A 26,516-nucleotide genomic window follows, 5' to 3' on the forward strand; every position below is an offset into this window, starting at 1 on the left:
CGTCCGGCTCATCACGCTCCGGCGGCGGACCGCACGGGCGCGCCGGAGCGCGGAGCCGCCGCGATGAGGGCGCGCACCGCGTCGACGGCGGTGGCGAACAGCGGGTCGCTGGAGGGGGCGGCGCCGGTGTCGATGGCGTCCTGGCTCCACATCATCACGACGCTGCCCGTGCGCACCCCGAGCACGGTGCCGACGATGAACACGGCGGCGGTCTCCATCTCCGAGCAGACGGCCCCGCCGCGGCGCCAGGTCTCGAACCGCTCGGTCAGCGCCGCCGCGAGCGGCATCCGGTCCGGTTCCGTCTCGCCGTAGTAGGAGTCCTTGGTGTGCGCGGGTCCGCACCGGTACGGGACGCCCGCGCGCTCGGCGGCCTCCCGGAGCGCGAGCAGCACGTCGAGGTCGGCGACCGCCGGGAACTCGACCGGCAGGTACTGCCTGGTGGTGCCCTCGTCGCGGATCGCCGCGGTGAGGACGGCCAGCTCGCCGTTCGCGGCGTCGGGCCGCATCGAGCCCGACACCCCGACCCGGATCATCGTGTCGACCCCGAGCGCGGCGAGCTCCTCCACGGCGAGGGCCGTGGACGGTCCGCCGACGCCCGTGGAGGTCACGAGGACCCTCTCGCCGTCCAGGGTGCCGCGCCAGGTCTCGAACTCGCGGTTGCGGGCGACGAACTCCGGGGCGTCGAGGAGCGCCGCGATCGAGGCCACCTGGTCGGGGTTGCCGGGCAGGAGCGCGTACCGCCCGACGTCCCCGGCGCGAAGGTGCAGGTGGTGAGCCAGCTTGTCGACGTTCATCCAGATCCTCCCGTACATCAATTGCGGGCATACAGTGCCACAATCCACATACGTTCGTCACTATTGACATACATGGACAACCCCGCCTACGGTTCCGTCCACGGAACTGACAGATGGAGGCGACCGTGCGGCACACGCCGACGATGGAGTCCGCGCTGCTGGCGTTCATGAGCGCCCAGGAGGGCCCGGTGGGCGCGCGGGCCGCGACCCGCCACCTGCGGGAACGCGGCTTCGACGTCAGCGAGTCGACCGTGAGCCGGCTGCTCAACGACCTCGACGAGCGCGCCCTCACCCAGTCGCTGGGAAAGAAGGGGCGCATCCTCACCGAGGAGGGCAGCCGCGTCGCGGCCAACCAGCAGTTGGACAGCCGCCGGGAGTCGTCCTTCGCCGACGCCCTCGCCATGCGGGACGTCCACGACCTGATCGACCACCTGATCGGCCGCCGCGGCATCGAGCGGGAGGCCGCGCGGGCCGCCGCCCTGCGGGCGCGGCCGGAGGAGGTCGCCCGGCTGCGGGAGATGGTCGCGACGGACGGCGAGGCGCGCTGGCGGGAGCGGCTCGCCTTCCACAAGACGATCGGCCAGGCCTCGCACAACAAGCAGATCCAGGCCATCAGCATGACCGTGTTCGACGAGCGCCTCGACGTGCTCGAACGACTGCTCATCATGATCGGAATCAAGCGGGACGCACTGCTTCGGTGGGACCAGGAGCACCGCGGCATCGTCGCCAGCATCTCGGACCGGGACGCCGACGGCGCCGAACGGCTCATGGTCGTGCATCTCGACGGAATGATCCGTGAGACGGAGCACTTCGCCAACAGCGGAAACGCTCACGTCATCCACACGCTGCTCGCGGAAAACGACCTCGCGTAGAGCGCTATCCCCATTCACCACGGCGATCACGACGACGACTCTTTCGGGAGCACGAATGACCCACACCTGCACGCCGCCCGGCATGGGCCGGCGTTCCTTCCTCCGGGTCGCCGGTCAGGGCGCGGCCGTGGCGGCGGTCGGCTCGGCCGTCCCCTGGCTGTCCGCCTGCGGTTCGAGCGACGCCGCCGGCGGCAAAGCCGGAAAAGGCCGGTTCGCGGTGAAGCTCGCCTGGATTCCGAACGCGGAGTACGCGGGCATCTTCATCGGGGCCGAGGACGGCCTCTACACCAAACAGGGACTCAACGTCGACGTCCTGCCGGGCGGGCCGAACTCCGCGGTCGTCCCCATGGTCACGACGAACCGGGTCGACCTCGGCGTCGAGGCGATCCCGGAGAACGTCGCCACCGCCGTCGCCCGCGGCGCGAAACTGAAGATCGTCGGCGCCGGGCTGCTGAAGAGCCCCGAGTCCTGGATCTCGCTCGCCGACCGTCCGGTCAAGAGCCCCAAGGAGATCGAGGGCAAGAAGCTCGGCATCACCCTGGCGGGGAAGAACACCGCCCTGGTGTTCATGAAGCGCAACGGCGTGGACGTCAGCAAGGTGAAGCTGGTGCCGATCCAGTTCGACCCCGCGCCGCTCGCCGCCCGCGAGGTGGACGCGATCTGGGGGTTCGCCTCGAACCAGCCGGTGTCGCTGGAGCTGCGCGGGGTCAGGACGCACGTGATGCCGCTGGCTGACTTCGGGTTCAACCGGATGCAGAGCGTCTTCTTCGCGTCCCAGAAGACGCTGGACGACCCCGCCGCCCGCGAGCGCGCCCGCAAGTTCATGGCGGCCAGTAGGCAGGGCTGGGAGGCGGCGCTGCGCGACCAGAAGCACGCCGCCGACGTGATCATCAAGCGGTACGGCGCGAAGCTCGGCCTGAAACTCGACGAGCAGGCCAAGTCGCTCGCCGCCATCGCGCCGTACGTCAGCGGCGACGGCGGCGCCGCGTCCAAGGGGTTGTTCTGGATGTCCGACGCGCTCATCCAGGAGACGATCACGAGCCTGACCAGCATCGGGATCAAACTCGACAAGTCGCTGTTCACCAACGAACTGCTCGGCGGGTGAGGCGCGCCATGCCGGAGGAGAGAACACTGCCGGACGCCGATCCGTCCCGCGCCACCTCAGACGACGCGCAGGTCGCTTCTGGCGATGCGCAGGGCGCCGAGGGGATTCGCACGAGCGGCTTGAAGAAGACGTTCAGCGGCAAGGGGGCGCCGGTCGAGGCGCTGCGGGAATTCACCTTCTCGTCCCGCCGGGGCGAGTTCGTGGGACTGCTGGGCCCGTCCGGGTGCGGCAAGTCCACGGTGCTGCGGATGCTGGCCGACCTGGAGACGCCGACCGCCGGGACGGTCACCGTCCACGGCCGGACGCCGCGCGAACTGCGCGAGGGGCACGGCGTCGGCGTCGCTTTCCAGGACGCCGGCCTGCTGCCCTGGCGGAGCGTCGAGGCCAACATCCGGCTCCCGCTGGAGGTCGCGGGCCGGCGCGGCGGTGACGCGGTCGCCGACCTGATCCGGCTGGTCGGGCTCACGGGGTTCGAGAAGTCGCGGCCGTCGCAGCTGTCCGGGGGCATGCGCCAGCGGGTGTCGCTGGCCCGGTCCCTGGTCACCGACCCCGAACTCCTGCTCCTGGACGAGCCGTTCGGGGCGCTGGACGACCTGACCCGCCAGCGGCTCAACTTCGAGCTGCAGCGGATCTGGGCCGAGCGGGGCACGACCACGGTGCTGGTCACCCACGGCATCGCCGAGGCGGTGCTGCTCTCGGACACCGTGGTCCTCATGTCACCGCGGCCTGGAACGATCCTGGACGTCGTCCGCGTCGACCTGCCGCGGCCGCGCACGCCCGAGATCCTGCAGGACGGCGCCTTCCACGCGCTGTGCGACGAGCTGTCGGAGCGGCTGTTCGCCGGCCACGGGAACGGGACGGCCCCATGAGCACCTCCGCCCGGCAGGAACGGGAACGTTCCATGAGCGGCTCCGCCCGGCGGGAGCCCGGCGGCTCGGCAGCGGCGTCCTCCCGGCGGGAACGGGGCGGCTCCCGGAGAGCGGCCGTCCGGAGGGCACGGGGCGCCTCTCCGGACGCTCCCCGCCGGCGCTGGGCCGCGCGCCTGCGGAACGCCCTCCCGCCGCTGGTGACGGTGGCGGTGCTGATCGCCGCCTGGCAGGTGCTGTCGTCCGGCGGGTTCGGGTCGCTGGTGCCGCCGCCCGGCGACGTGCTCGCGCAGATGCGCGACGACGCCGACTACTACGTCCCGAACGCGGCCGCCACCATGGCGTCGGCGTCGCAGGGCTACCTCTGGGGCAACGGCATAGCGATCGCGCTGGCCCTGTGCACGCTGCCGTTCCCCCGCGTCCAGGCGCTGTTCGAGCGGGTCGCGGTCGGCGCGATCGCGCTGCCGCTCATCGCCATCGCGCCGCTGCTCGCCATCGCGTTCCGCGGCGACGTCCCGAGCGTGATCCTCGCCGCGCAGGCGGTGGTGTTCACCACCCTGGTCGCCGCCGTCCTCGGCCTCGCCGGCGTGGACCGGACGTCGGTCGACGTGGTGCGCGCCGCCGGCGGCTCGGAGTGGACGGTCATCCGCAGGGTGCGGCTGCCCGCCGCGATCCCGAGCCTCGTCGGCGGACTCCAGGTCGCGGCGCCGAGCGCCATCCTCGGCGCGATCATCGGGGAGTACATGGGCGGCGAGGAGGGACTCGGGGTCGCGATGATCCAGGCGCAGGGCGCGTTCGACGTCCCCCGTGCCTGGGGCCTCGCGATCGTGACCTCGCTGCTCGCCGCCGCCGCGTTCCTGGCGCTGCCGCTGGTCGTCCGGCTGGTCCTGCCCTGGACGCGGTCGACCGACACCGTCCTCGGCGCGCGTCCGACGAGGCCCGGACGGCGGCACGCGCGGCCCGCCGCGCGGGTGCTGCGCGCCGCCTTCGCGGCGGTCGCGACCCTGGCGGGCGTCGTGCTCGGCTGGTGGCTGCTCGTCCTCGTCGTGCCGGGCGGCGCCGAGGTGGCCCGGGGACCGCTGCAGGTCGCGCCCTACTTCGCCACCGGCGACACCCAGCTCGTCACCGCCTCCGGCGAGGCCGAGGACCCGCTGCCGTACCTGCTGTCGTCGCTGCTGCGCACCGTCGGCGACGCGGGCGTCGGCTTCCTGGTCGGGCTGGTCCTCGCGGTGGCGATGGCCGTCGTCGCGCACGAGTTCCCGGTGATCGAGCGGGTGCTGATGCCCATCTCGATCGCCCTCCGGTCGATCCCGATCGTGGCCGCGATGCCGCTACTCGCGCTGATGTTCGGGCGGGGGATCGTCGCCGTGACCGTCCTGATCGCGGTGATGACGTTCTTCCCGATCCTCGTCAACGTGCTGCTCGCGATGAGGGCCGTCCCGCGCAGCGCCGTGGACCTGCTCACCGCCGTCGGAGCGGGGCGCGTGCACCGCCTCACGAAGCTGCTCATCCCGTACGCGCTGCCGGCGCTGCTGGCCTCGGTCAAGATCGCGCTGCCGCTGTCCATCGGCGCGGCCATGGTGGCGGAGTGGCTCGCCACCGGCTACGGGCTCGGCGCCTCGATGACCGTCGCCGCGACCCTGTCGGACTACGACTTCGTCTGGGGCGGCGTCGCGATCGTCCTGCTGGCCTCGCTCATGGCCTACCGCCTGGCCGGCGCGCTGGAGGACGCCGCGCTCAGCCGCCTCGAGTAGCCGCCTGGAGTAGCCGGCGCGAGTGGCCGGCCCGAGTGGTCGGCGGCACGAACATTCACCGTCCCGGGGCACCGGGAAGTAGGAGAGGGCGAACCATGTCCAGAATCATCCTGTCCAACGTCCGCCCGTACGGCGTGGGCGACCCGAAGGTCATCACCGTCGCCGACGGGACGATCAGCGCCGTCGGCGCGGAGCCGCCCGCCGACCTCGGCCCGGCCGACCACGTCGAGGACCTCGGCGGGCAGATCGTCCTGCCGGGCTTCGTCGACGGCCACGCGCACGCCGACAAGAGCCTGTGGGGCGAGCCGTGGGTCCGGCGGACGTCCGAGCCGATCACCATGGACCAGATGTTCGAGGACCAGTTGCGGCAGTGGGCGGAGACCACGACGCCCGTCGCGACGCGGGCGCGCGCCTTCCTCGACATGTGCGTCGCGTACGGCTCGACGTCGATCCGGACGTTCACCGACGTGGCCCCGGAGATCGGCCTCGACGGCGTCCACGGCCTCCTCCAGGTGCGCGCGGACATGGCCGACCTCGCGGACCTCCAGATCGTGGCGTTCCCCCAGCTCGGCATCCTGCGCAAGCCCGGCACCGCCGAACTGCTCGACCAGGCGCTGCGGGACGGGGCCGACGCGATCGGCGGGCTGGACCCGGCCGGTGTCGACGGAGACGCCGCCCGCCAGCTCGACATCGTCTTCGGCCTCGCAGACAAGCACCAGGTGTCAGTGGACTTCCACGCGCACGAGTCCGGTGAACTGGGCATCTGGCTCATCGAGCGGATCGCCGAGCGGGTCAAGGCGCTGGGCATGCAAGGCAAGGTCAGCCTATGCGACGTGTTCAGCCTGGCCGACCCGACGCCGTCGCAGTTCGAGCGCCTGGCGTCGCTGCTCGCCGACGCGGACATCGCCGTCGCCGTCGGCGTCCACGGGCTGCTGCCTGTGCCGGACGTCAAGGCCCTGCACGCGCGGGGCGTGCGGATGTGCCTGGGATCCGACTCAGCCCGCAGCCGCTGGTCGCCGTGGGGCGAGGGCGACATCCTCGCCAGGGCGACATTCCTGGCCTACAAGCAGTACTGGCGCAGGGACGAGGACCTGGAGTTCGCGGTGACCATGGGCACGACCCTGGGCCGCGAGGTCCTCGGCGCCCCGCCGTGCGACCTCAAGGCCGGGGACGTCGCCGACCTGGTGGTCCTCCCGGGTGAGGCGGTCGGCGAGATCGTCGTGGCGCCGCCGCGGCGGACGCTCGTGATGAAGCGCGGCAAGATCGTCGCCCGCTCCGGCGCGCTGGTGCAGGCATGACCGCCTTCGAACTGGCGCGGGAGGCGGCGGATGCGCTGCGCGCCCGGACGTCCGTGGACTCTTTCGACGTGGCCTTGGTGATGGGTTCGGGCTGGGTCCCGGCCGCGGACGCGCTCGGGTCCCCGGTCGCCGAGTTGACCTTCGCCGAGCTGCCCGGGTTCGCGCCGCCTGCGGTGGAGGGGCATGCCGGGCAGGTGCGGGTGCTGGAGGTCTCTGGTCGTCGTGCGCTGGTGTTTCTGGGTCGGACGCATCTGTATGAGGGGCGCGGTGTGGATGCGGTGGCGCATCCGGTGCGGACGGCGTTGGCGGCCGGGGTGGGGACGGTGGTGTTGACGAACGCGGCGGGTGGGCTGCGCCCGGAGCATCAGAAGGTCGGTGACCCGGTGCTGATCGCCGATCATCTGAACCTGTCGGGCGCCAACCCGCTGTCGGGGGCGTCGTTCCTGGATTTGACCGAGGCGTACTCGGGGCGGCTGCGCGCGCTGGCCAAGGAGGTCGACCCGACACTGTCAGAGGGGGTGTACGCGGCGCTGCGCGGCCCGTCGTATGAGACCCCGGCCGAGATCCGGATGCTGCGCACGCTCGGCGCGGACATGGTCGGCATGTCGACCGTCCTTGAGACGATCGCGGCCCGGCAAGGGGGCGCCGACGTGCTGGGCGTGTCGCTGGTGACCAATATCGCGGCGGGGCTGGCGGGTGAGCCGCTCGACCACGAGGAGGTTCTCGCCGCGGGACGCGCGTCGGCCGGGCGGATGGGCGCCCTGCTGGCGACCGTCCTTGGGAAGCTGTGAGCGACCTGCGGACGCGCGCCGAGGAGTGGCTCGCCCAGGACCCCGACCCGGCCACCCGCGTCGAACTCCAAGCGATCCTGGACGCGGACGACGGCGGGGCGTTGGCCGACCGGTTCGGGGCGCGGTTGGAGTTCGGCACGGCGGGGCTGCGCGGCGCGTTGGGCGCGGGGCCGAACCGGATGAACCGGGTGATGGTGATGCGCGCGGCGGCGGGCCTGGCCGCGTGTCTGCCGCCCGGCGGGCGGGTGATCGTCGGGTTCGACGCCCGGCACGGCTCCCGCCAATTCGCCGACGACACCGCCGCCGTGCTCAGCGGCGCCGGACTGCACCCCGAAGTGTTCGCCGACCCGGTACCCACGCCGGTGCTGGCGCACTTCACCCGCAGCTTCGACGATGTGGTGGCGGGGGTGATGGTGACGGCCAGCCACAACCCGCCCCGCGACAACGGCTACAAGGTGTACTGGGCCGACGGGGCACAGATCGTCCCCCCGACGGACACCGAGATCTCCGGCGCGATCGACGCGGTCGGGCGCGTCGACGAGCTGCCCCTGGGCAGCGGATGGCCCGTCCACGCCACCACGGACCTCTATCTGGACGCGGTGTCGTCCCTGCGTCTGGGCTTCACCGGCGGCGCCGACCTGTCGATCGTCTATACGCCGATGCATGGGGTGGGGCGGGACGTGCTGCTCGCCGCGTTCGACCGGGCCGGGTTCCGCGCGCCGATCGTCGTTCCCGAGCAGGCCGACCCCGATCCCGACTTCCCCACCGTCGCCTTCCCCAACCCCGAGGAGCCCGGCGCGCTCGACCTGGCGCTCGCGCTGGCCCGCGAGCGCGGCGCGGACCTGGTGATCGCCAACGACCCCGACGCCGACCGCTGCGCCGTCGCCGTCCCAGACGCCGACGGCTGGCGAACACTGACCGGCGACGAACTCGGCGGCCTGCTCGCCGAGCACGTCCTGCGGCACACGACCGGCGACGACCGCCTCGTCGTCACCACGATCGTGTCGTCCTCGCTGCTACGCGCGATCGCGGCCGGGCACGGCGTCCGATTCGCCGAATCCCTGACCGGCTTCAAATGGATCATGCGCGCCGGGGAACCGGCCGACCGCCTAGTGTTCGGATACGAAGAAGCACTCGGGTACAGCGTGGGCGACGACCGCGGCGTCATCGTCAACGACAAGGACGGGATCAGCGCCGCACTCGCCGTCGCCGCGCTCGCCGCCCAGGCCCACCGCGACGGCCGCACCCTGCCCGACCTCCTGGACGACCAAGCCCGCCGCTACGGGCTACACGCCACCGCACAGGTGTCGGTCCGGGCCGCCGACCCGCAGGTGATCGCCGCGACGATGGCGCGGCTGCGCCAGGCCCCACCGTCCCGGCTCGGCGGACGCACCGTCGAATCACTCGACGACCTCACCCACGGCTCGAACGGCCTCCCACCCACCGACGGGCTCAGATTCCGCCTGGCCGAGGGCGCGCGAGTCGTGATCAGACCGTCCGGGACAGAACCGAAACTCAAGTGCTACCTGGAAGTCATCCACCCCGCCGGGAACGACGTCGCGGCGGCCCGCGCAAAGGCCGCCGCCGACCTCGACGCCCTCCGCGCCGACCTCATCACCATCATCAGTTGATCGCGGGACGGCGTGACGACACGCTCCATGGTCAGCGCCCGATCTCGATCGTGGTGGCCAACGTACGGCGAAGCCACATCCGGACGATCGCGCCCAGTCCCGCGCGTGCCACGGACAACTTCTCCGACCAGGGGTTCTTTTGCGCCGTCGGATGCTCACGACGAGATCGGCTCCGCCGCGCCCTTCGACCGCGAACAGGTAGATGAACCCGAAGCGTGCGTCGTGTTCGGCGGCGGCGTCCACGGCGGCCTGATGGGCGTGCAGCCCGCCCGAGTGGACGAGTTTGCCAGCCGACCTCGGTTGTCACGGGCCGGGCCACGCCGAACCAGCCACCGCCCCTTCGGCCGACGCCTCACCGGATCGGCCTCTGTCTCCGACGAGGTTGCCGCCCTGGGCTCGTACTCGCGACTGGTTAAGATCCGGACGGGGTGATGAGATGCGAGCCTTCCCGCGAACGATGGCCGTTGTGCTCTTAGTCGTCCTGGTCGGTGCAGGCTGTGGCGCCAGCCATGCGCGCCAACCGGCGTCGACGCGGTCGCAGGGGGAATTCAAATGGAAGACCTTCAGCATCGGCGACGTGACACAAGTGCGGTCCGAAAAGGGCGGGAGAGTGCTCACGCTGGACTTCGAGGTCCCGTCCGGCCGCGACTGCTATCGGAACGTGCAGGCCCGTACGGAGCAGTTCGAGAAGACCTTCGTTCGGGTGGACATCCGCTTCGAGGCGCTCGAGAACGACATGGGAAAGACCGACGCCAAGCGATGCCGTCCGATCGGCGTACCGCCGAAGACGCTCGCCACCGCCAAAGTCTCCCTCCCCGGGCCATTCGGGAAACGGTCCATTGTGATCGGCCAGTCCAGTGAGCAGCAGTTCACGGCCGCCTCATCTGCGGACGGTCCGCTGCGGCGATGCGGTCAGGACGGCTGCCATCCCGCGCCGACCGGCTGCACTGAGGCGTCGTACCAGCAGACCATCCGCAACGCCGACATACCGCGCCACACCTACACGCAGGAGCACTGCTCCGGGCATTGGCTGGTCATCGACTTCTCCATGCCCATGGGACCGGCCTGCGGCGACGCATCCCCCGGTACCTGCGACCGGCACGCGGTGGGGAGGCGGACGTTCTACCGCTACAGCAAGACGGGCTGGGTCGCCATCACCTCCACAACCGAGGCAGGCTGCCAGGCGGTCCTGCGGGTCGAGCCGCGTTTCCCCCGGAAACTCTGCGCGAAACTTAAGGCGCTGAACTGACCCGCCGAATGGTAATTCAAGCCTGATTCAGGCACGCGGATGGTCATTCGGTTGAGGAGCGTAGGTAGGTCATGAGGGCCTTGCCACGTGGGGAGAGGCGGTAGCCGGTCTCCAGGCTTTGGGTGAGGCCGAGGGCTTTGAGGCGGCGGACGTCGGCCTTGAAGGGGAGTTTGTCGCGGTTCAGGCGTTCGGCCAGGTCTTGGGCGCGTAGGCCGGGGTGTTCCTCGATGAGGCGCAGGATCTCGCGGGTCCAGGGGGCGCGGCGGCTGCGGGAGTCGATGGCGTCCAGAGTGGCTTTCAGGTCGGCCAGTTCCCGGTCGGACAGGTCGGCGTTGTCGGCCAACTCCGAGCCGGGGTCGGGGCCGCCCAAGTGGAGCATGACGCGGTGGTAGCCGCCCTCCTTGGTGCTCTTGGACAGGGCGGTGAGCAGCGCCGCGCGGTCGTTGAAGCCCGAACGCAGGGCGTCCTGTTCGGTGATCTCCTCGGGAGTGACGGGCGTGACCGAGTCGATGACGATGATTCCCGCCCAGGTGCGCTGGGTGCTCCCCGCGCGGACCCGAGGCTCGGCCCACACCCGGAACACCCGGTCGATCCGTCCGCCCGCGATCCCCTCAAGGACCTCCCGCCTGAACAGCATCGTTCCCTCCCGAGGTGATACGCCTCTCCTTCCACAATCTTCTTCGGAAGTACCTGGGAGGGCCAGAAGATTCCCAGCCGATCTCCCGCTCCAGAGGAGAGCGGGCGTCAAGGACTGGAGGCTAAGGGCGGGGAGGATTTCGGCCCGCCGGAGGGCGTTGATCAGTTCGAGGGCCAGGCCCGTGGTTGGCGGTCATGACGCTGCGGACCTGGGCCAATTCGTCCACCACGGCCGCCACAGGGGCGTCGGGATCTCGCAGGGGATCGGAGAACCCGGCGGCCTCTCTTCGTACTGGCCCGACTTCCTCACCCCGCAGACCGGGACCGACGGCCTGGAACCGGCCCTCGAAACCCTGCTCTCCACCGACCTTCAGCCCCGAGACCGCGCCACGCCAAAGGCAATGGTCGGCAAAGCTCGTGGCTTCGCAGGTAGGAGTTCTGCCCCGTCCTCCCCGGGGACGGCGAGGTCGTGGTTCACCTTCGGCCGCCCGGGCGTAGGCGGTCTCGGGCGGGATGGCCACCACGTCTCCGCAGCGTGGCGGTCGGATGGCGTCCGGCGGGTCTGGTTGGGCAGGAGTGGGCCGGGTACGGGGCGAATAGGACATTTCGAGCTAGTTGGGGAGGTAAGTCATGACTGGGAGTGTGAGGTCCCAGCGCGCCCCGATGTCCGGAGTGCTGAAGGCACCTCGCAGCCGGGGGATGATCAACGGGCTGCTGCTGATGCTCTTGGCGGTGTGGGGTGGGTTCATCCCGTTCGTCGGGCCCTACTTCTCCTTCGGGTTCGGGTCGAACGCGACATGGGACTACACCTCTGACCGCCTGGTGCTCTCCATTCTTCCGGCGATCGCCGTAGGGCTCGGCGGGCTGATCCTGATGATCAGCGCCAACCGTCCTGTCGCCATGTTCGGATCCTGGCTGGCCATCGCCGGCGGCCTGTGGTTCGTCGTGGGCACCACGATCGCCCCGCTGTGGAGCGGCGGTCCAGGGAAGGCGCTCGGCGGCCAGACCCGCCAGATCGCCGAACACCTGTCGTTCTACCAGGGCCTCGGCGCCATCATGGTGCTGCTGGCCGCGATGGCACTGGGACGCTTCCTGGTGGTCGGCGTGCGAGAGGTGCGTCGAGCGGAAGCGGATCGCGCGGCGGCCCCAGGGGCGGCCGGCACCGCGGGGACTGCGGGGCGCTCCGGTCGTGGGACGGCGGCCCCCGAAGCGGACCGCACCGGCCGCGGGTCCACCGCCGCACCCGAATGGGAGAGGCAGGCGGCCCCCCGCCGCGAGGACGAGAGGTCCTCAAACGCCGAGGGACAGCAATGGCACGCGGACATGCCGCGACGGCGCTGAACCCAGCAGAGCACGACGCTCTGCTCCAGGTCGCACGCCGCGAGATCCGCTGACCACGCATCCGTCATCGCGGAGACCACCAACCGAAAGACCGGGCGAGCCGGGGCCTTTACCGGCCCGGTTAGTCCACGTCGAAAACCGCCTGGGACGGATTCCATTCGCGTCGCGCTTGTCACAAGCCACGCGGACTGTTCGCCCCCTGTCCGGCGAACGAGGCGCCGTGGACGGTGCTGCACGCCGTCCTCGGCGAGTGGGAGGAGCGGGTCCACTCTGCGCAGCGGAATCCGGCGGTGCTGCGGCTGATCGAGTCGACTCCCGCGCTGTGCGCACGCCTGCACCAGCGGCGCGACGGGATGCGCCGGCGGATCACCGACGCGCTGCGCGAACGTCCCGGCGCGGGGCTCGATGCGTTCACCGCCGACCTCCTCACCGCCTGCGCCGGCGGCGGCCCTGGGCGCCGCGGGCCGCGAGTGGCTGCGCCACGACGGGGCGATCGACCGGAGCGAGCACATCGACCGCGCGTTCGCCGCCCTGGCCCGGCGGTGTCCTGACAGGTCGCCCTTTGTGCCGGCTCTGTACGGGCGTCCGGCTCCTGGACGACCAGACCGTTTGGTAACTTCCTGCGGTCCAGGTGATGCGAGACCAGCCAGGGGACGGTACTCTCCATACAGGTGCAGTCCATTACCTGAAAATTTATTCGCGTTAACGTCTCGCACGTCTCCTGAGGGGTGATCCGTGTGGAATCCCCGGACGGCAAGGGCTGGACCTTCCTGACGAACCATGCCCGCGTCCTGATCACGATCGCCCGCGACCCCGAGATCCGCATCCGCGACATCTCCCACGGCATCGACATCACCGAGCGCGCCGCCCAACTGATCATCAACGACCTCGTCGACGCCGGGTACCTGACCCGCCACCGCGTCGGCCGCCGCAACACCTACACCGTCTCCCCCGACCGGCCGTTCCGCCACCCCACCGAGGCCGACCTGCGCGTCGACGCGCTCCTCACCCTGTTCGCCGACCACGACGAAACACGGCCCGCCGACAGCCGCCCCACCGGCCCGGGCCCCACCGGCCCGGGCTCCGGCACCGACGCCGCCGCTCCGCAACCCCCCGTTCACTTCCCAGAACAGGCAGACCCCCGTGGCCGCTGAACCCGAACTGACCGTCCAGGTCTCCGACCTGGCCGGCTACGCGCTGGTCAGTGTTTCCGGATCGATCGACTACCACACCCACCCCGCCCTGGCCGAACAGCTGGACCAGGCCATCACCGCGACCCGCCTGGCGGTGATCGTGGACATGGCCCACGTCGACTTCTGCGACTCCAGCGGCCTGAACTGCTTCGCCCGGGCCTACCAGCGCGCTCACACACGCGGCATCAGCCTGGTCGCCGCCGGGCTCCGGGACCGGGTCCACCGCGTCTTCACCATGACCGGCCTGGACTTCGGCGTCTACCTGCAACCCGACCTCGAAACCGCCGTGCGCTGGCTGGAGAACGGCTCCCGCCGCCCGTCCCACGACCCAGCCTGACCCCCCGCAGCCCGTCCACCCGGCGGATAACCGCGTAGGGCTGGTCGGTTCCCTGGGCGCTGTAGGCAAGGCTCCAGATGTAGCCGTACGAGTCCGCGACGGTGCCGCCGTACCCGCCCCACGGCAGGGGGCGCGGCGGGCTTGAGAATCGTGACGCCCGCCTTCTCCGCCTCTGCGATGTCTCGTCCACCCCAGCCGAGCCCTTCGGTGTGGAACCGTTTGGACGCTTCCATGTCCTGGACGCCGGAGTCGGCCGGGGCGCTGCCGGACGAGCCGCAGATGAGCATCCGTCCGACCGGGCAGAGCGGCCCCGAGGACGAGGCGCTGCTGGCCGATTCGGTCGGCGTCGCGCCGATGGTAGGTCCTGGACGCGCTGGCGAACTGCTCGACCCGAATGCCGTGGTGGGCGCGTCGCCGTCGACGTTTGCCAGCGAGGGAGTTAGGTAGACAGCTAATTAGTTAACTGCCATAGTGGCTCGCGTGCTGGACGTGGACTTGATGAAGGCGCTGGCCAACGACAAGCGGCTGCTGATCCTGGAGTGGCTGCGCGACCCCGAACAGCACTTCCCGCCGCAGCGCGACGGTGATCTGGTCCGGGACGGGGTCTGCTCCCTGTTCATCGCCCAGAAGCTGGGGGTGAGCCAGCCGACCTGCGGCGAGCATCTGCGGGTGTTGTCCCAGGCGGGGTTGGTGCGCGGCAAGAAGACCAAGCAGTGGGTGTTCTACAAGCGCGATGAAGAGCGCATCGCGCGAGCGAAGGAGTCGCTGAGCGGTGAATGGTGAACTGGACGGCGCCGTCGCGGCGCCCGGGGACCTGCGACTCTACGAACGCCTCATCGCGGACCTGGACGCCGCCGGGGCCCGCTACCGGCTGATCGACCATGCTCCCGAAGGGCGTACCGACCTGGTCAGCGCCCTGCGCGGGCATGACGTCGCGCGGGCCGCCAAGTGCCTGGTCGTCATGGTCAAGATCGGCAAGAAGGTGACCCGGCACGTGCTGGCGGTCGTGCCCGGCGACGCCCGCCTGGACCTCCAGGCGGTGAAGGCCCTCCTGGAGGGCACCTACGCCGCCTTCGCGAGCCGGGACAAGGCCGAGGAACTGGCCGGCAGCGTGAGCGGCACCGTCCTGCCCTTCAGCTACCACCCGGGACTAGAGGTGGTCGCCGACCCGGCGCTGCTCAAGGTCCCGGAACTGTTCTTCAACGCCGCCCGGCTGGATCGATCGATCGCCCTGGCCACCGACGACTACGTGCGCATCGCCGCCCCCCGCATCGCCCCCATCACGGCCTCATCCTGACTCCGAGCAAGCATCGCCCCACGCAGTGAATTCGCGAATGGAGACCCGCGACGGGATGGTCGTCATACCACCGGGGCTTTCGGGTTCAGCATGCTGTGGGTCTTGGCGCGCATGAGGCCGCTGCGGCCGTGTTCGTTGCGGTTCGGCTGCGGGCGGTAGGCGATCGACGCCTGGCTCCACCTAGGTTGTGGCCACCGCGTCCGACGACTATGACCTGGCCTGCGAGGTAGTCGAATGCCAAGGTGTACTGAAAGGCTACGGCCAGGCCCACGCCCACGGCAGCGAGGGTTTCGCCCTGCTCGTCGACGCCGCCCGCACCCTCTCCGGCGACCCGAGGGCCGCCGCCGACCTCGCCCGGGCGCGCGCCGCCGCGCTCGCGGACGAGGACGGCGCCGCGCTCCGCACGATCACAGAAGAAGGAACCCTCCATGACCGATCTCAGCGCCTTCGCCGCCGCCCTGGCCGACGGTTCCGTCGAGGTCCTCGACCTCACCGCGCCGCTGCACGCCGCCACGCCGATCCTCGGGCTGCCGCCGCAGTTCGGCCAGACCGCGACCTTCGAGCTGGAGGAGATCAGCCGCTACGACGACCGCGGGCCCGCCTGGTACTGGAACAACTTCCGCACCGGCGAGCACACCGGCACCCACTTCGACGCGCCCAACCACTGGGTCACCGGCAAGGACCTCGACGACGTCTCCCAGGTCCCGGTCGGCCGGTTGATCGGGCCCGCCGCCGTCATCGACAAGACCGCCGAGGCCGAGGCCGACGCCGACTACCTGCTGGACGTCGCCGACATCACCGGATGGGAGGAGGACCACGGCGCGCTCCCCGAGGGCGCCTGGCTGATCTTCCGGACCGGGTGGTCCGCGCGGGGCGAGGACCCCGCCGCGTTCGCCAACGCCGACGAGACCGGCCCGCACACCCCCGGCCTCACCGCCGAGGCCGCCCGCTACGTGGCGGAGTCGGCCGTGCTCGGCATCGGCGTGGAGACGGTCGGCACCGACGCCGGAGCCGCCCACGGGTTCGACCCGGCGTTCCCCTGCCACCGGTTCCTGCTGGGCGCGGGCAAGTACGGCCTCACCCAGCTCCGCAACGTCGACCGGCTCCCGACCACCGGAGCCATCGTGATCGCCGCGCCGCTGCCGATCGTCGACGGCTCGGGCAGCCCGTGCCGCGTCCTGGCCCTGGTGTCCCGCTGACTTCACCGCGCAGCCCCGCCCGGGGGCTGCGCCTGGGTTAGCGGCGGCCTCGTGGGTGCAGGAGGCGTTCGGTGACGAGGAAGCCGGAGCCGCCGCCGAGGCCCGGGCCGGGGTGGGTGGACGCGCCGATGTGCCACAGGCCCCGGACGCCGGTCGCGTGGCCCGTGCCCGACGACAGGGGCCGCCACAGGGCGTACTGGTCGATCCGGCAATCGCCGCCGTAGGGGTCGCCGCCGACCAGGTTGACGTTCATCTCCTCCAGTTCGACGGGGCCGAGAACCAGACGGTCGGTGAGGGCCGAGTCCAGGTTGGTGATGTGGGGGCGGAGGACGTCGAGGATCCTGTCGGCGTAGGCGTCGCGGAGCCGCGGCGTCCAGGCGCCGTCGCCCGGGTCGATGGCGCCCGCCGCGTCGCCGCGGACCTGGCGGGGCAGTTCCTGGAGCTGGAGCCAGAGCAGGCCCCTGCCCTCGGGGACGCGCCCGGGGTCGACGGTGGCGGGCTGCCCGACGGCGACGGTCGGACGTTCGGGGAGCACCCCGCGCCAGGCGGCGTTCACCGACGCCGACAGGGAGTCCAGGTCATCGAGGACGTGGACGAGAGCGACGTCGTTCAGGGCCGGGTCACTCCAGCGGGCCGGTTCGGCGAGGGCCAGATGGATCTGCATGGCGGCGCGGCCGTGCCGGAAGGCCCGCGCCGCCTTGAGACGATCGGCGGGAGCACCGTCCGCCAAGAGTCGTTCGTAGAGGGCGTGCGGGGTGACCGAGGCGAGGACGGCGCGTCGGGCGGGCAGCACCCGTCCGTCTGCGAGCCGGACGCCTCTGGCGCGGCCCTGTTCCACGACGACCTGCGTGACGTCGGCGCCGGTGAGCAGTTCGCCGCCCGCGTCGGTGACGATGCCGGCCAGCGCGTCGACGAGGCGGACGCCGCCGCCCTCGGGGACGGGCATCCCGCCGGTGGCGACCGCCGCGGCGATGACCTTGGTGATGAACGCCGAGGTCGCGTCGTCGGGGCCGAGGCCGCCGTGCAGGGCCCAGGGGGCGAGCAGGGCGCGGGTGACGGGAGAGGAGAACGTCCGCTCCAGCCAGGGCCGGGACGGTTCGAGGACCTCCGCGCCGGACGCGACCAGGCCGCGGCGGCCGAGGCGCCGCAGCGCCCGCCACAGGAGCCGCAGCGCGCCGGGACGCCAGAAGTCGGCGCCGAGCACGCCGAACGCCAGATCGATCTTGCCGCCGAACTCGGTCATCATCGCCGACCAGTTCTCGGCGTCCCCGAGATCGGCCAGGGTGGCGGTGAGGGCGTCCGGGTCGGTCGACAGGGCCGCCGCCCCGTCGCGGCACGCGACGCCGGTCGGCCAGGTGGTGTTGCGGTAGACGACGCCGCGCCGGGCGAGCTCGTCGGCGAGGTCGGCGTAGGCGGGGCCTCCGACGAACAGCGGGTGCCAGCTCGACAGGAGTTCCACGGTGTAGCCGGGGAAGACCTCCCCGCTGGTGTGGATGGCGCCGCCGGGCCGGTCCTCGCGCTCGCACACCGCGACCCGCCAGCCGCCGCGCGCGAGCCGCGCGGCGGCGACCAGGGCGTTGATGCCGCTGCCGATGACGACGGCGTCGAAGCCCGTCGCAGGAGGAACGCTCTCGCTTCGCACCATGGGTGCCTCCTTCACGACGACGGTACCCAGGACGCCGGGAACTGTCAGCGAGGGCGGATCAGGTCGTCGTCCGGTGTCGGCTGCCTTTCCCGTTCGTCGGCTGGACGGTTCTTCGTGAGCGGGGCCGCGATGCACGCGGCGGCCAGCAGGATGGCGGCGGCGACGGTCAGGGCGACGGTGTAGCCGTGCACGACGGCCTCGTCGGGGGTGCGTCCGGCGCGTCCGGCCAGGTAGGACGCCGTGACGCCGGCGGCGACCGTGTTGAGCAGCGCCGTGCCGAGCGCGGCCCCGAGTTGCTGGGCGGCGTTGTATGCCGCCGACGCCGCGCCGATGTCGTGTCCCCGCATGCCCGCCGTGGCAAGTCCGGCGGTCGGCGGCAGGACGCAGCCGAGCCCGACCCCGGTGAGGACCAGTGACGGCACCAGGTACATCGGCAGGACATGGGCGCTGTGCGCGGTCAGCCGTGTCAGGACGAGCATCCCGGCGGCGGCGGCGACCAGGCCCGGGACGATCAGGAGCGCGGGCGCGACACGTCCGTGCAGTCTCCCGGCGATGAGGACGGAGCCGAGCAGCGCCGCGACGGCGTTGACGATGAGCGTCAGCCCCGCCTCGACCGGCGAGTAGCCCAGGACCGTCTGCGTGTAGTAGCTCATGAACAGGTAGAAGCCGAACATCGCGACGAACAGCAGCGTGATCGAGGCGAACGCGCCCGCGCGGGCCCGGTGGGCGAGGACGCGCATCGGCAGCAGCGGGTGGGGCGACCGGATCTCCACGGCGGTGAACGCCGCCAGCAGCACGACACCGGCCCCCAGCGCCGACAGGACCCGGACCGAACTCCAGCCGTGCGGCGCGGCCTCGCTGAAGGCGTAGCCGAGGGCGGCGAACCCGGCGGTGCTGAGCAGCGCGCCGGGGACGTCGAGCCCGCCGCGCCCGCGCCCCGCCCGGTCCCGTGGGACGAGCGTCGCGCCGAGGACGGCGAGCAGCGCCATCGGGACGTTGACGTACAGGCACCACCGCCAGCTCGCGTACTCGGTCAGCAGCCCGCCCGCGACCAGGCCGACCGCCGATCCGGCGGCGCCGACCGCGGCGAACACGCCGAACGCCCGGCCGCGTTCGCGGTCCCCGGTGAACGTGGTGGTCAGCAGCGACAGCCCGGCGGGGGCGAGCGCGGCGGCGAACGCGCCCTGCAGCGCCCGCGCGCCGAACAGCGTCCCGGCGTCGACGGCCGCGCCGCCGAGGGCGGACGCGGCGGCGAACCCGACCAGGCCCGCGATGAACGTGCGCCGGTGGCCGAGCGCCCCGCTGATCCTGCCGCCGATCAGCAGTAGTCCGCCGAAGGCCAGGGCGTAGGCGGTGATCGCCCACTGCCTGCTCGTGTCGGACATGCCGAGCGCGTCCTGCGCGGACGGCAGCGCGATGTTCACGATCGTCCCGTCCAGGACGACGAGGAGCTGCGCCGCGCTCACGGCGAGCAGCGTCCACCACCGCCGCCGGTCCGGGGCTGGTTTGCCTTCCATCGTTCCGCTCCTGTCTACCAATGTTCGACTCTCCCTAACAACGTTAGGCGCGATCGAACACGGTACTACACTGGGTCCGCCGGTCAGGACGGCCCAGAGATGTGCGAGGTGCGATGGACAAGGCGGCGGAGCGTGGACGCGACCGGCGCAAGGAGCCCCGGGCCGAGCCGGGGCTCCGGAGCGTCTGGCTGCGGCCCCGCCGGACGTCCCGGGGCGAGCCGCCGCTGAGGCTCGACCGCATCGTCGAGGCCGCCGTCGCGCTTCTCGACGAGGAGGGGATCGACCGCCTCACCATGCGCCGTCTCGCCGAGCGCCTCTCGGTCGCCGCGCCGTCGCTGTACTGGCATGTCGACACCAAGGACGACGTGCTCGACCTCGCCGTCGACGCGATCTTCAGCGAGCCGCCGCCCACGGCGGGGAGCGCGGACGGCTGGCGCGACGACGTCTCCGCCGTCCTGACGACGTGGCGGGCGGCGCTGCTGCGGCATCCCTGGGCGGCGGCCGTCCCGGCGCGGCGGCGGCCGACGATCGGGCCGAACTTCCTGGCCTGGATGGAGTTCCTGCAAGCGACCCTGGTCCGCGCCGGGTTCACCGGGAAGGGGCTGTCGGCGGCGACGTGGGCGCTCTACAACCACGTGATGGGTTCGACCGCGTCCGAGGCGGCCCTGCGCATCACCGACGAGGAACGCCGCGTCGGGCAGGAGCGGCTGCGGGCCGACGGCGACCGGTATCCGACCCTGGCCGCCTGCGGCTACCTCTACGACGACGACTGGGACGGCAGTTTCACCACCGGGCTCCGCTACCTGCTCGACGGACTCGCCGCCCAGTTGCCGTCCGCTGGGTGAACCTCAGGCGCGGTGGACGGCGAAAGGCCCGAAACTCTGGGCGACGGGCATCAGTTCGATCGTGTTGACGTTGACGTGGGCGGGCTGGGACACCGCCCAGCGCACCGATTCCGCGATGTCCTCGGGCTCGATCGGCCGCATTCCCGCGTAGACGTCGGCCGCCTTTTCCTGGTCTCCGTGGAATCGCACCGTGGAGAACTCCGTCGACCCGCACATGCCGGGCTCGACGCAAGTGACGCGGACGCCGGTGCCGTGCAGGTCGCTGCGGAGGTTGAGGCTGAACTGGCGCACGAACGCCTTGGTGGCGCCATAGACGTTCCCGCGGGGATACGGGTACGTGCCCGCCACCGACCCGAGGTTGATCACATGACCGCTGCCTTTCGCCACCAGGGTCGGCAGGATCGCGCGCGTGCAATGGATGAGGCCCCTGCAATTGGTGTCGAGCATTTCGTCCCAGTCGGACAGATCGGCCAAGTGAGCGGGTTCGAGGCCCTTGGCCAGACCGGCGTTGTTCACCAGGACGTCGATGTCGGCGAACTCCGGCGGCAGCCCGGACACCGCCTCGGCGACGGCCGCGCCATCGCGGACATCCAGGACGAGGGGGTGCACCGCGCCGCCCCATCCCTCCGCCAGCCGCGCGAGCCGGTCCCCACGTCGGGCGGCGGCCACGACGCGGGCGCCGTCGGCGGCGAACCGGCGGGCGATCGCGGCGCCGAAACCGGAGCTGGCCCCGGTCACGAACACGGTCGTCGTCATCCCGTTCACGCCTCCTCGGAAACGACGTCCAGGAGCGCGCGCAGGGCGTCGTCGAACTCGGCCGGACGCTCCAGGTTCGGCATGTGCCCGGCCCCGTCGATCACGACCAGTGCGGAGTTCGGGATGAGCTCGTGCATCCGCCGCGCGTCCTCGACCGGCGTGTACTCGTCCTCGCCGCCGACGACGATCAGGACCGGCGCGGCGGCGCCGGCCAGCGACTCGACGTAGTCGGGACGTTCGGCCCGGCCGCGCAGCGCGGCGGCCGCGCCTTCCGGTGACGTGCCGAGCATCATGCCGAGCACGTGCTCCGCGACCGCGGGCAGCCGTTCGATGGTCGCCGGGGCCACCATCTTCGGCAGGACCTCCTCGGCGTAGGGCCGGATGCCCTCGTCGAGCAACCGGTCGGCGAGGGCGTTTCGCGACCGCCGACCGTCCTCCGTCTCCGCCCAGGGCGCGGTGTCGGCGAGCAGCAGCCCGCGGATCCGCTCCGGGACCTGCCGGTGGATCTCCATGGCGATCTGCCCGCCCATGGAAAGCCCGCCGAGGACGAAGCTCTCCACGCCGAGCCGGTCGAGCAGTCCGATGATGTCGCGGGCGAAGGTCTCCAGCGGGGTCTTCCCCGGGATGACGGTCGTCTCGCCGTAGCCGCGCAGGTCCGGGACGATCACTCGCCAGCCGCCCGCGGCGAAACGCTCCACCTGCGGACGCCACATCGACCGGTCGAACGGATGGCCGTGCACCAGCACCAGCACGGAGGCGGCGGCGCTTCCCTCGTCGTCGTACGCGATGGTCACCCCATCGACGGAAAGCGTGCTCATGGATACGCGCTCCTCATCCTCGTCCCGCTTGCCGGTTCGATGCTATTGAGGGCAATATCTCGATGCAATAGCTGAATTGTTCTCGGTGCAATATCGTGGAGCGCTATGGACGACTACCGGAAGATCGCCGACGCGCTGGCCGCGCAGATCGCCGACGGCCGCCTCCGCGCCGGCGACCGGCTGCCGCCCCAGCGGCGGTTCGCCCGGCAGCACGGCATCGCCGGTTCGACGGCCGCGCGGGTGTACGGGGAGCTGGTCCGGCGGGGGCTGGCCGTGGGCGAGGTGGGCCGGGGCACGTTCGTCCGCGCCGGGCGTCCGCCCGCCGAGCCCGCCCTGGCCGAGCCCGCCGACGCGCTGGTCGATCTGGAGCTGAACTTCTCCGTCCTCCCGGAGCAGCCCGCGCTGGTCGCGGCGAGCCTCGGCGGGATGCTGCGGCCCGACGTCCTGGAGTCGGCGCTCCGCCCGGCCGGCGCGGCGGGCGCCGGCCCTGACCGGGAGGCCGCCGCGCGGCTGCTGTCCCGCGCGGGCTGGGCCCCCGATCCGGGGCGCGTGCTGTTCGCGGGCAACGGGCGGCAGGCGATCGCCGCGTCGGTCGCGGCCCTGGTGCCGCCGGGCGAGCGCCTGGGCGTGGAGGCGCTGACCTATCCCGTCGTGAAGGGCATCGCCGCGCGTCTGGGCGTCACGCTCGTCCCGCTGGCGATGGACGAGGACGGGGTGACGCCCGAGGCGATCCGGTCCAGCGGGCCGCTGCGCGCCGTGTACCTCCAACCGACGCTGCACAACCCACTTGGCGGCACGATGCCCGCCCGGCGACGGGCGGAACTGGCCGACCTGCTCCGTGAGCTTGACCTGTTCGCCGTCGAGGACGCCATCTACGCCTTCCTCCGCGAGGACCTCCCGCCGCTCGCCGACCTGGCGCCCGACCACGTCGTCGTGGTGGACAGCCTGTCCAAGCGGCTCGCGCCGGGCCTGACCACGGGTTTCGCGGTCCCGCCGGAGCGCCTGACGGGGCGGATCGCCGCCGCGCTGCGGTCCGGCGGGTGGTCCGCCGGGCGGTTCGCGCTCGACGCGGCGACGCGGCTGCTGGCCGACGGCACGGCCGAGACCGTCCAGCGCGCCAAGTGCCGGGACGCGGCGGCGCGCCAAACGCTCATGCGCGAGCGCCTCGCCGGGTTCGCCGTCGAGGCGGACCCGCACGCCTACCACTGCTGGTGGCGGCTGCCCGAGCCGTGGCGCGCCGAGACGTTCGTCGCGGCCGCCGCCCGCCGGGGCATCGCCGTCTCCCCCGCCGCCGCCTTCACGGTCGGGACGGGTCACGCTCCCCACGCCGTCCGCCTCGCACTCGCCTCCCCGGCGATGGAGACCCTGTCGTCCGCACTCGACACCCTCGCGGCCCTCGCCCGGATGGCCCCCGAGGACACCACCGCCGACTAGGGAGCTGACGGCGTAGGTCTCGGTCTCTTCGGCGTCGTAGCGCTCGGCGATTGTCCAAGGGTTTAGTCGGCGGCGTCCGTCAGGCGGACGGCTGGGTCGGCGGCGTGCTCGACGGAGAGCGGGAGGCGGCCGGCGATGAGGCGGCGGGCGTCGCGGACGTCGCGCGGATTGTCGGCGGCGAGGGCCGCGCGCAGGCGGCGTCCGGAGACCCACAGCGCCGTCCACGAGTCGGACGGATGTCCGCGCAGGACGAGCCGCTCCGCGCCGTCGTGGTGACCGACGTACTGGAGGCGGTGCCCGAGCTGGTCGGACCAGAAGTAGGGCACCGGGTCGTAGGGCTCGTCACGGCCGAGGACGTTGCGGGCGGCGGTCTGGGCGGACGCGGCGGCGTGGTCCCAGTGCTCGACCCGTATGCGTCCGCCGAAGAGGCGCGACGGCCAGCGGACGATGTCGCCCGCCGCGTAGACGGGACCCGGCCCGGTGCGCAGGGTCGCGTCCGCGTCGACGGCGCCGTCCGGGGCGAGGGGGACGCCGCTCCCCCGCAGCCAGCCGGTGTCCGGCCGGGCGCCGATGCCCGTCACGACGATGTCGGCGTCCACCCGGCCGCCGCCCGCGAGGGAGACGCCGTGGTCGTCCAGGCCGGTGACGGGCGTGTTCAGGCGCAGGTCGATGCCCTGCTCGGCGTACCAGGGGACGAGCTGCTCCCCGACCGCACCGGGCAGCGCCCGCGCGAGCGGGGCGGGCGCGGCGTCGATGACGGTGACCTTCCGGTCGAGGGCGGCGGCGCGGGTCGCCACCTCGTTGCCGATCCATCCCGCGCCGACGACCGCGACCGAGGCCCCGTCGCGCAGCGCCGCGCGCAGCCGCCGCGCGTCCGCGACCGTGCGCAGCGCGTGGACGGCGCGGGACGTCCCGCCCAGTCCGATGGGCGACGACCCGGTCGCGAGGATGACGGCGTCGTAAGGGTGGACGCCCTCGGTGCTCTCGACCGTCCCCGCGCGCAGCCGAAGGGCACGGCAACGCAGGCGGAGGTCGACGTCGAGGTCCGCGCGCAGGTCGGCCTGGAGCGTGGTGTCGTCGACGGTTCCGGCCAGCAGTTCCTTTGACAGCGGCGGCCGGTCGTAAGGCGGGTGCGGCTCCGCGCCGAGGACGGTGAGGCCGCCGTCGAAGCCCTCGGCGCGCAGCGCCGCGGCGGCGGTGTGCCCGGCGAGCCCGCCGCCCACGACCACGACCCGGCGGGGCCCGCGCACGCCCCGGAGACCGTCGCCCACCCGCACGCTCCATTCGATCGATCAGTCAATTGAATAATTGGAAGCTACCAGCCGTCCACCCGTCCCGCCAACCCTCGGAGGGCGGCGGGGGCGGAGGCGCCTCCGATACCCGCTCTACTCCGGCCCGCGCGGCTAACCTGCGCATATGCGGGTATTGACGTTCGATCGATTGAACGATAGAAAAAATCCACCGCGGGTGAGAGGAGAACCCCATGCCTGCTCTGGACGAGACCGTCCCAGGTGACGCCCGGCCCACGGCGGAGGGCCGCCGGATCGCCACGCTCGTGGAGGCCCTGCGCGACGCGGTCGCGCACGCCCCCGACCGGACGGCGATCACCTGCGACGCCAGGACGCTGACCTACGCCCAGTACGGCCGCGCCGTGGACGCCCTCGCCGCACGCCTCGCGGCGGCGGGCGCACGCGGCCGGACGGTCGCGATCGCCATGCCCAACTCGCCGCGGATGGCCGTGGCGATCTTCGCGGTGTGGGTCGCGGGCGGACGTGTCGCCTGCCTCAACCCCGGCTACACCCCGGCCGAGCTGAGCCCCCTCCTGCGGGGATCCGCACCCGTGGTCGTGCTCACCGACGCGGAGGCGGCGACGGCCGGGCCGGAGGCGGCCGCCGCCGAACTCAGGCTGACGGTCCTCCCGGTCACCGACGCCGACCTGCGCCCGGACGCCCCCGCCGCCGGGGCGCTCCGCTCCCCCGCCCCCGGCGACATGGCCGCGCTGCTGTTCACCGGCGGCACCACGGGCCTGCCCAAGGGCGTCGAGTACACCCACGCGGCGCTGCTGCGGACCGTCGAGGGCGCCGAGACGTGCTGGCCCACTCGGCTGGACGAGGAGATCTGGCTCAACGTGGCGCCCATGTTCCACATCTGGGGCCTCGCGATCGGCTTCCTGCACGCGGTGTACGGACGGGGCGGCCTCGTCATGGTGCCCCGGTTCGCTCCGGCGACCGTCGTCCAGGAACTGGAACGGCACCGGGTGACGGTGTTCAGCGGCGGTCCGGCGGCCATCTACGGCGGCGTCCTGTCCGCTCCGGCGCTGGCGGAGGCCGGCCTGGCGGCGCTGCGGCTCTGCCAGGGCGGCGGCTCGGCGATCCCCGCCGACCTGCAGAACCGCTGGCAGGCGGCGACCGGGCAGCCGATCTACGAGGCGTACGGGATGACCGAGCTGGCGCCGATCGCGTGCAACCCGCCCGGCCGGCCGCCGCGCCCCGGCTCGGTCGGGACGCCGGCCCCGGGCGTCCAGGTCCAGGTCGTGGACCCGATCCGGCTCGCCCCGCTGCCGGCCGGGCAGACCGGCGAGATCCGCGTCCGGGCCCCGCACATGCTGCACCACTACCTCGGCCTGGACGGCGAGCCGATCGAGGCGCTCACCGAAGGCTGGTTCCACACCGGCGACATGGGGCGGTTCGACGGCGACGGCTACCTGCACATCGTCGACCGCAAGAAGGACATGATCATCGTCGGCGGCTTCAACGTCTACCCGCGCGAGATCGACGACGTCCTGCTGACCCACCCCGCCGTGGACGAGGCCGCCACCATCGGCGTCCCGGACGACCGCAAGGGCGAGCGTCCCGTCTCGTTCGTGTCGGCCGCGCCCGGCGGCGCGCCGCTCGACCCGGACGAGCTGGCCGGGCACTGCGCCCGGCACCTCACCGGCTACAAGCGTCCGCTGCGGATCATCGCCCTCCCGGCGATCCCGCGCACCCCGGCGAACAAGATCGACCGGATCGCGCTGCGCCGCCACCCGGCCCTCGCGTCCGGCGTGCGTCCGTCCGCGAGCTGACCGGGCCGCTCCGGTCCATCCCCGGCGGGCCGGGCCCACCCCTGACGGAAGTGATCGCTAATGGCGGGCGGACC

The 26,516-nt window shown here is 72.3% G+C and carries 25 protein-coding genes; 18 read left to right on the top strand and 7 right to left on the bottom strand.

The annotated features are described in order from the left end of the window. Positions 1-11: 11 nt before the first annotated feature. On the bottom strand, positions 12-794 hold the full coding sequence (locus FXF68_RS16995; protein WP_187437962.1) for a nucleoside phosphorylase: 783 nt from the start codon (positions 792-794) through the stop codon (positions 12-14). 125 nt (positions 795-919) lie between these two features. On the opposite strand from FXF68_RS16995, the gene FXF68_RS17000 reads away from it, so the two are divergent. The 8 genes from FXF68_RS17000 to FXF68_RS17035 all read left to right on the top strand — a co-directional run bounded on the left by FXF68_RS17000 (position 920) and on the right by FXF68_RS17035 (position 10,360). Further along, entirely contained in the window at positions 920-1,666 is a 747-nt protein-coding gene (locus tag FXF68_RS17000) for an FCD domain-containing protein (RefSeq protein WP_067893631.1), read from the top strand. A gap of 55 nt (positions 1,667-1,721) precedes the next feature. Then, the gene (locus FXF68_RS17005; RefSeq protein ID WP_148760204.1) at positions 1,722-2,771 is read left to right on the top strand and encodes an ABC transporter substrate-binding protein; all 1,050 of its coding nucleotides are present in this window, start codon (positions 1,722-1,724) and stop codon (positions 2,769-2,771) included. 8 nt (positions 2,772-2,779) lie between these two features. After that, positions 2,780-3,640 carry an ABC transporter ATP-binding protein gene (locus tag FXF68_RS17010; protein ID WP_148760206.1) on the top strand — a complete coding sequence of 287 codons (861 nt, stop codon included), beginning with the start codon at positions 2,780-2,782 and terminating at the stop codon, positions 3,638-3,640. Next, entirely contained in the window at positions 3,637-5,391 is a 1,755-nt protein-coding gene (locus FXF68_RS17015) for an ABC transporter permease (RefSeq protein WP_148760209.1), read from the top strand. Before FXF68_RS17010 ends, FXF68_RS17015 begins: the two co-directional genes overlap by 4 nt. A gap of 95 nt (positions 5,392-5,486) precedes the next feature. Continuing rightward, positions 5,487-6,689, top strand: a complete 1,203-nt coding sequence (locus FXF68_RS17020; protein ID WP_148760210.1) for an amidohydrolase — start codon at positions 5,487-5,489, stop codon at positions 6,687-6,689. Continuing rightward, the gene (locus FXF68_RS17025; protein WP_148760213.1) at positions 6,686-7,480 is read left to right on the top strand and encodes a purine-nucleoside phosphorylase; all 795 of its coding nucleotides are present in this window, start codon (positions 6,686-6,688) and stop codon (positions 7,478-7,480) included. Before FXF68_RS17020 ends, FXF68_RS17025 begins: the two co-directional genes overlap by 4 nt. Further along, the gene (locus tag FXF68_RS17030) at positions 7,477-9,111 is read left to right on the top strand and encodes a phospho-sugar mutase (protein WP_148760215.1); all 1,635 of its coding nucleotides are present in this window, start codon (positions 7,477-7,479) and stop codon (positions 9,109-9,111) included. Before FXF68_RS17025 ends, FXF68_RS17030 begins: the two co-directional genes overlap by 4 nt. A gap of 457 nt (positions 9,112-9,568) precedes the next feature. Beyond that, entirely contained in the window at positions 9,569-10,360 is a 792-nt protein-coding gene (locus tag FXF68_RS17035) for a hypothetical protein (RefSeq protein ID WP_148760217.1), read from the top strand. Between the two features lie 43 nt (positions 10,361-10,403). Here the strand turns inward: FXF68_RS17035 and FXF68_RS17040 are convergent, their stop codons facing one another. Beyond that, positions 10,404-10,997 (bottom strand): hypothetical protein, encoded by a 594-nt coding sequence (locus FXF68_RS17040; protein ID WP_148760219.1) that lies wholly within the window; start codon positions 10,995-10,997, stop codon positions 10,404-10,406. 698 nt (positions 10,998-11,695) lie between these two features. Between FXF68_RS17040 and FXF68_RS17045 the strand changes: the two genes are divergently transcribed. The 7 genes from FXF68_RS17045 to FXF68_RS17080 all read left to right on the top strand — a co-directional run bounded on the left by FXF68_RS17045 (position 11,696) and on the right by FXF68_RS17080 (position 16,363). Next, positions 11,696-12,337, top strand: coding sequence for a hypothetical protein (locus FXF68_RS17045; protein ID WP_187437963.1), 642 nt, complete (start codon positions 11,696-11,698; stop codon positions 12,335-12,337). A 737-nt stretch (positions 12,338-13,074) separates the two neighbouring features. Continuing rightward, positions 13,075-13,491, top strand: coding sequence for a helix-turn-helix transcriptional regulator (locus FXF68_RS17050; RefSeq protein ID WP_222869971.1), 417 nt, complete (start codon positions 13,075-13,077; stop codon positions 13,489-13,491). Next, on the top strand, positions 13,481-13,867 hold the full coding sequence (locus tag FXF68_RS17055; protein ID WP_148760223.1) for an STAS domain-containing protein: 387 nt from the start codon (positions 13,481-13,483) through the stop codon (positions 13,865-13,867). Before FXF68_RS17050 ends, FXF68_RS17055 begins: the two co-directional genes overlap by 11 nt. 231 nt (positions 13,868-14,098) lie before the next feature. Beyond that, entirely contained in the window at positions 14,099-14,314 is a 216-nt protein-coding gene (locus FXF68_RS43895; protein ID WP_246178749.1) for a hypothetical protein, read from the top strand. A gap of 33 nt (positions 14,315-14,347) precedes the next feature. Further along, positions 14,348-14,650 (top strand): ArsR/SmtB family transcription factor, encoded by a 303-nt coding sequence (locus tag FXF68_RS17070; RefSeq protein ID WP_148760225.1) that lies wholly within the window; start codon positions 14,348-14,350, stop codon positions 14,648-14,650. Continuing rightward, complete coding sequence (locus FXF68_RS17075) at positions 14,640-15,164, top strand: YbaK/EbsC family protein (RefSeq protein ID WP_148760227.1); 525 nt, start codon at positions 14,640-14,642, stop codon at positions 15,162-15,164. Before FXF68_RS17070 ends, FXF68_RS17075 begins: the two co-directional genes overlap by 11 nt. A gap of 428 nt (positions 15,165-15,592) precedes the next feature. Further along, the gene (locus FXF68_RS17080; protein ID WP_148760229.1) at positions 15,593-16,363 is read left to right on the top strand and encodes a cyclase family protein; all 771 of its coding nucleotides are present in this window, start codon (positions 15,593-15,595) and stop codon (positions 16,361-16,363) included. 37 nt (positions 16,364-16,400) lie between these two features. Here the strand turns inward: FXF68_RS17080 and FXF68_RS17085 are convergent, their stop codons facing one another. Then, positions 16,401-18,008, bottom strand: coding sequence for a phytoene desaturase family protein (locus FXF68_RS17085; RefSeq protein WP_148760231.1), 1,608 nt, complete (start codon positions 18,006-18,008; stop codon positions 16,401-16,403). Between the two features lie 44 nt (positions 18,009-18,052). Then, positions 18,053-19,525 carry an MFS transporter gene (locus tag FXF68_RS17090; RefSeq protein WP_148760233.1) on the bottom strand — a complete coding sequence of 491 codons (1,473 nt, stop codon included), beginning with the start codon at positions 19,523-19,525 and terminating at the stop codon, positions 18,053-18,055. Positions 19,526-19,638: 113 nt separating this feature from the next. Between FXF68_RS17090 and FXF68_RS17095 the strand changes: the two genes are divergently transcribed. Then, a complete protein-coding gene (locus FXF68_RS17095) occupies positions 19,639-20,370 on the top strand; it encodes a TetR/AcrR family transcriptional regulator C-terminal domain-containing protein (RefSeq protein WP_148760235.1) in 732 nt (243 codons plus the stop codon). Between the two features lie 3 nt (positions 20,371-20,373). Here the strand turns inward: FXF68_RS17095 and FXF68_RS17100 are convergent, their stop codons facing one another. Both FXF68_RS17100 and FXF68_RS17105 read right to left on the bottom strand, forming a co-directional pair. After that, entirely contained in the window at positions 20,374-21,126 is a 753-nt protein-coding gene (locus FXF68_RS17100) for an SDR family oxidoreductase (protein WP_148760237.1), read from the bottom strand. Positions 21,127-21,131: 5 nt separating this feature from the next. Further along, positions 21,132-21,944 carry an alpha/beta fold hydrolase gene (locus FXF68_RS17105; RefSeq protein ID WP_148760239.1) on the bottom strand — a complete coding sequence of 271 codons (813 nt, stop codon included), beginning with the start codon at positions 21,942-21,944 and terminating at the stop codon, positions 21,132-21,134. A 105-nt stretch (positions 21,945-22,049) separates the two neighbouring features. Here FXF68_RS17105 and FXF68_RS17110 point away from each other — a divergent pair, with 105 nt between their 5' ends. Further along, on the top strand, positions 22,050-23,378 hold the full coding sequence (locus FXF68_RS17110) for an aminotransferase-like domain-containing protein (protein ID WP_148760241.1): 1,329 nt from the start codon (positions 22,050-22,052) through the stop codon (positions 23,376-23,378). A gap of 62 nt (positions 23,379-23,440) precedes the next feature. Here FXF68_RS17110 and FXF68_RS17115 read toward each other — a convergent pair whose 3' ends face one another. After that, the gene (locus FXF68_RS17115) at positions 23,441-24,649 is read right to left on the bottom strand and encodes an NAD(P)/FAD-dependent oxidoreductase (RefSeq protein WP_246178750.1); all 1,209 of its coding nucleotides are present in this window, start codon (positions 24,647-24,649) and stop codon (positions 23,441-23,443) included. Positions 24,650-24,861: 212 nt separating this feature from the next. On the opposite strand from FXF68_RS17115, the gene FXF68_RS17120 reads away from it, so the two are divergent. Next, entirely contained in the window at positions 24,862-26,442 is a 1,581-nt protein-coding gene (locus FXF68_RS17120; RefSeq protein WP_148760243.1) for a class I adenylate-forming enzyme family protein, read from the top strand. The last annotated feature ends 74 nt before the right edge of the window (positions 26,443-26,516 follow it).

Origin of the sequence: Actinomadura decatromicini, assembly GCF_008121305.1 — a bacterium.
In the GTDB taxonomy this organism is placed as follows: Bacteria; Actinomycetota; Actinomycetes; order Streptosporangiales; family Streptosporangiaceae; genus Spirillospora; species Spirillospora syzygii.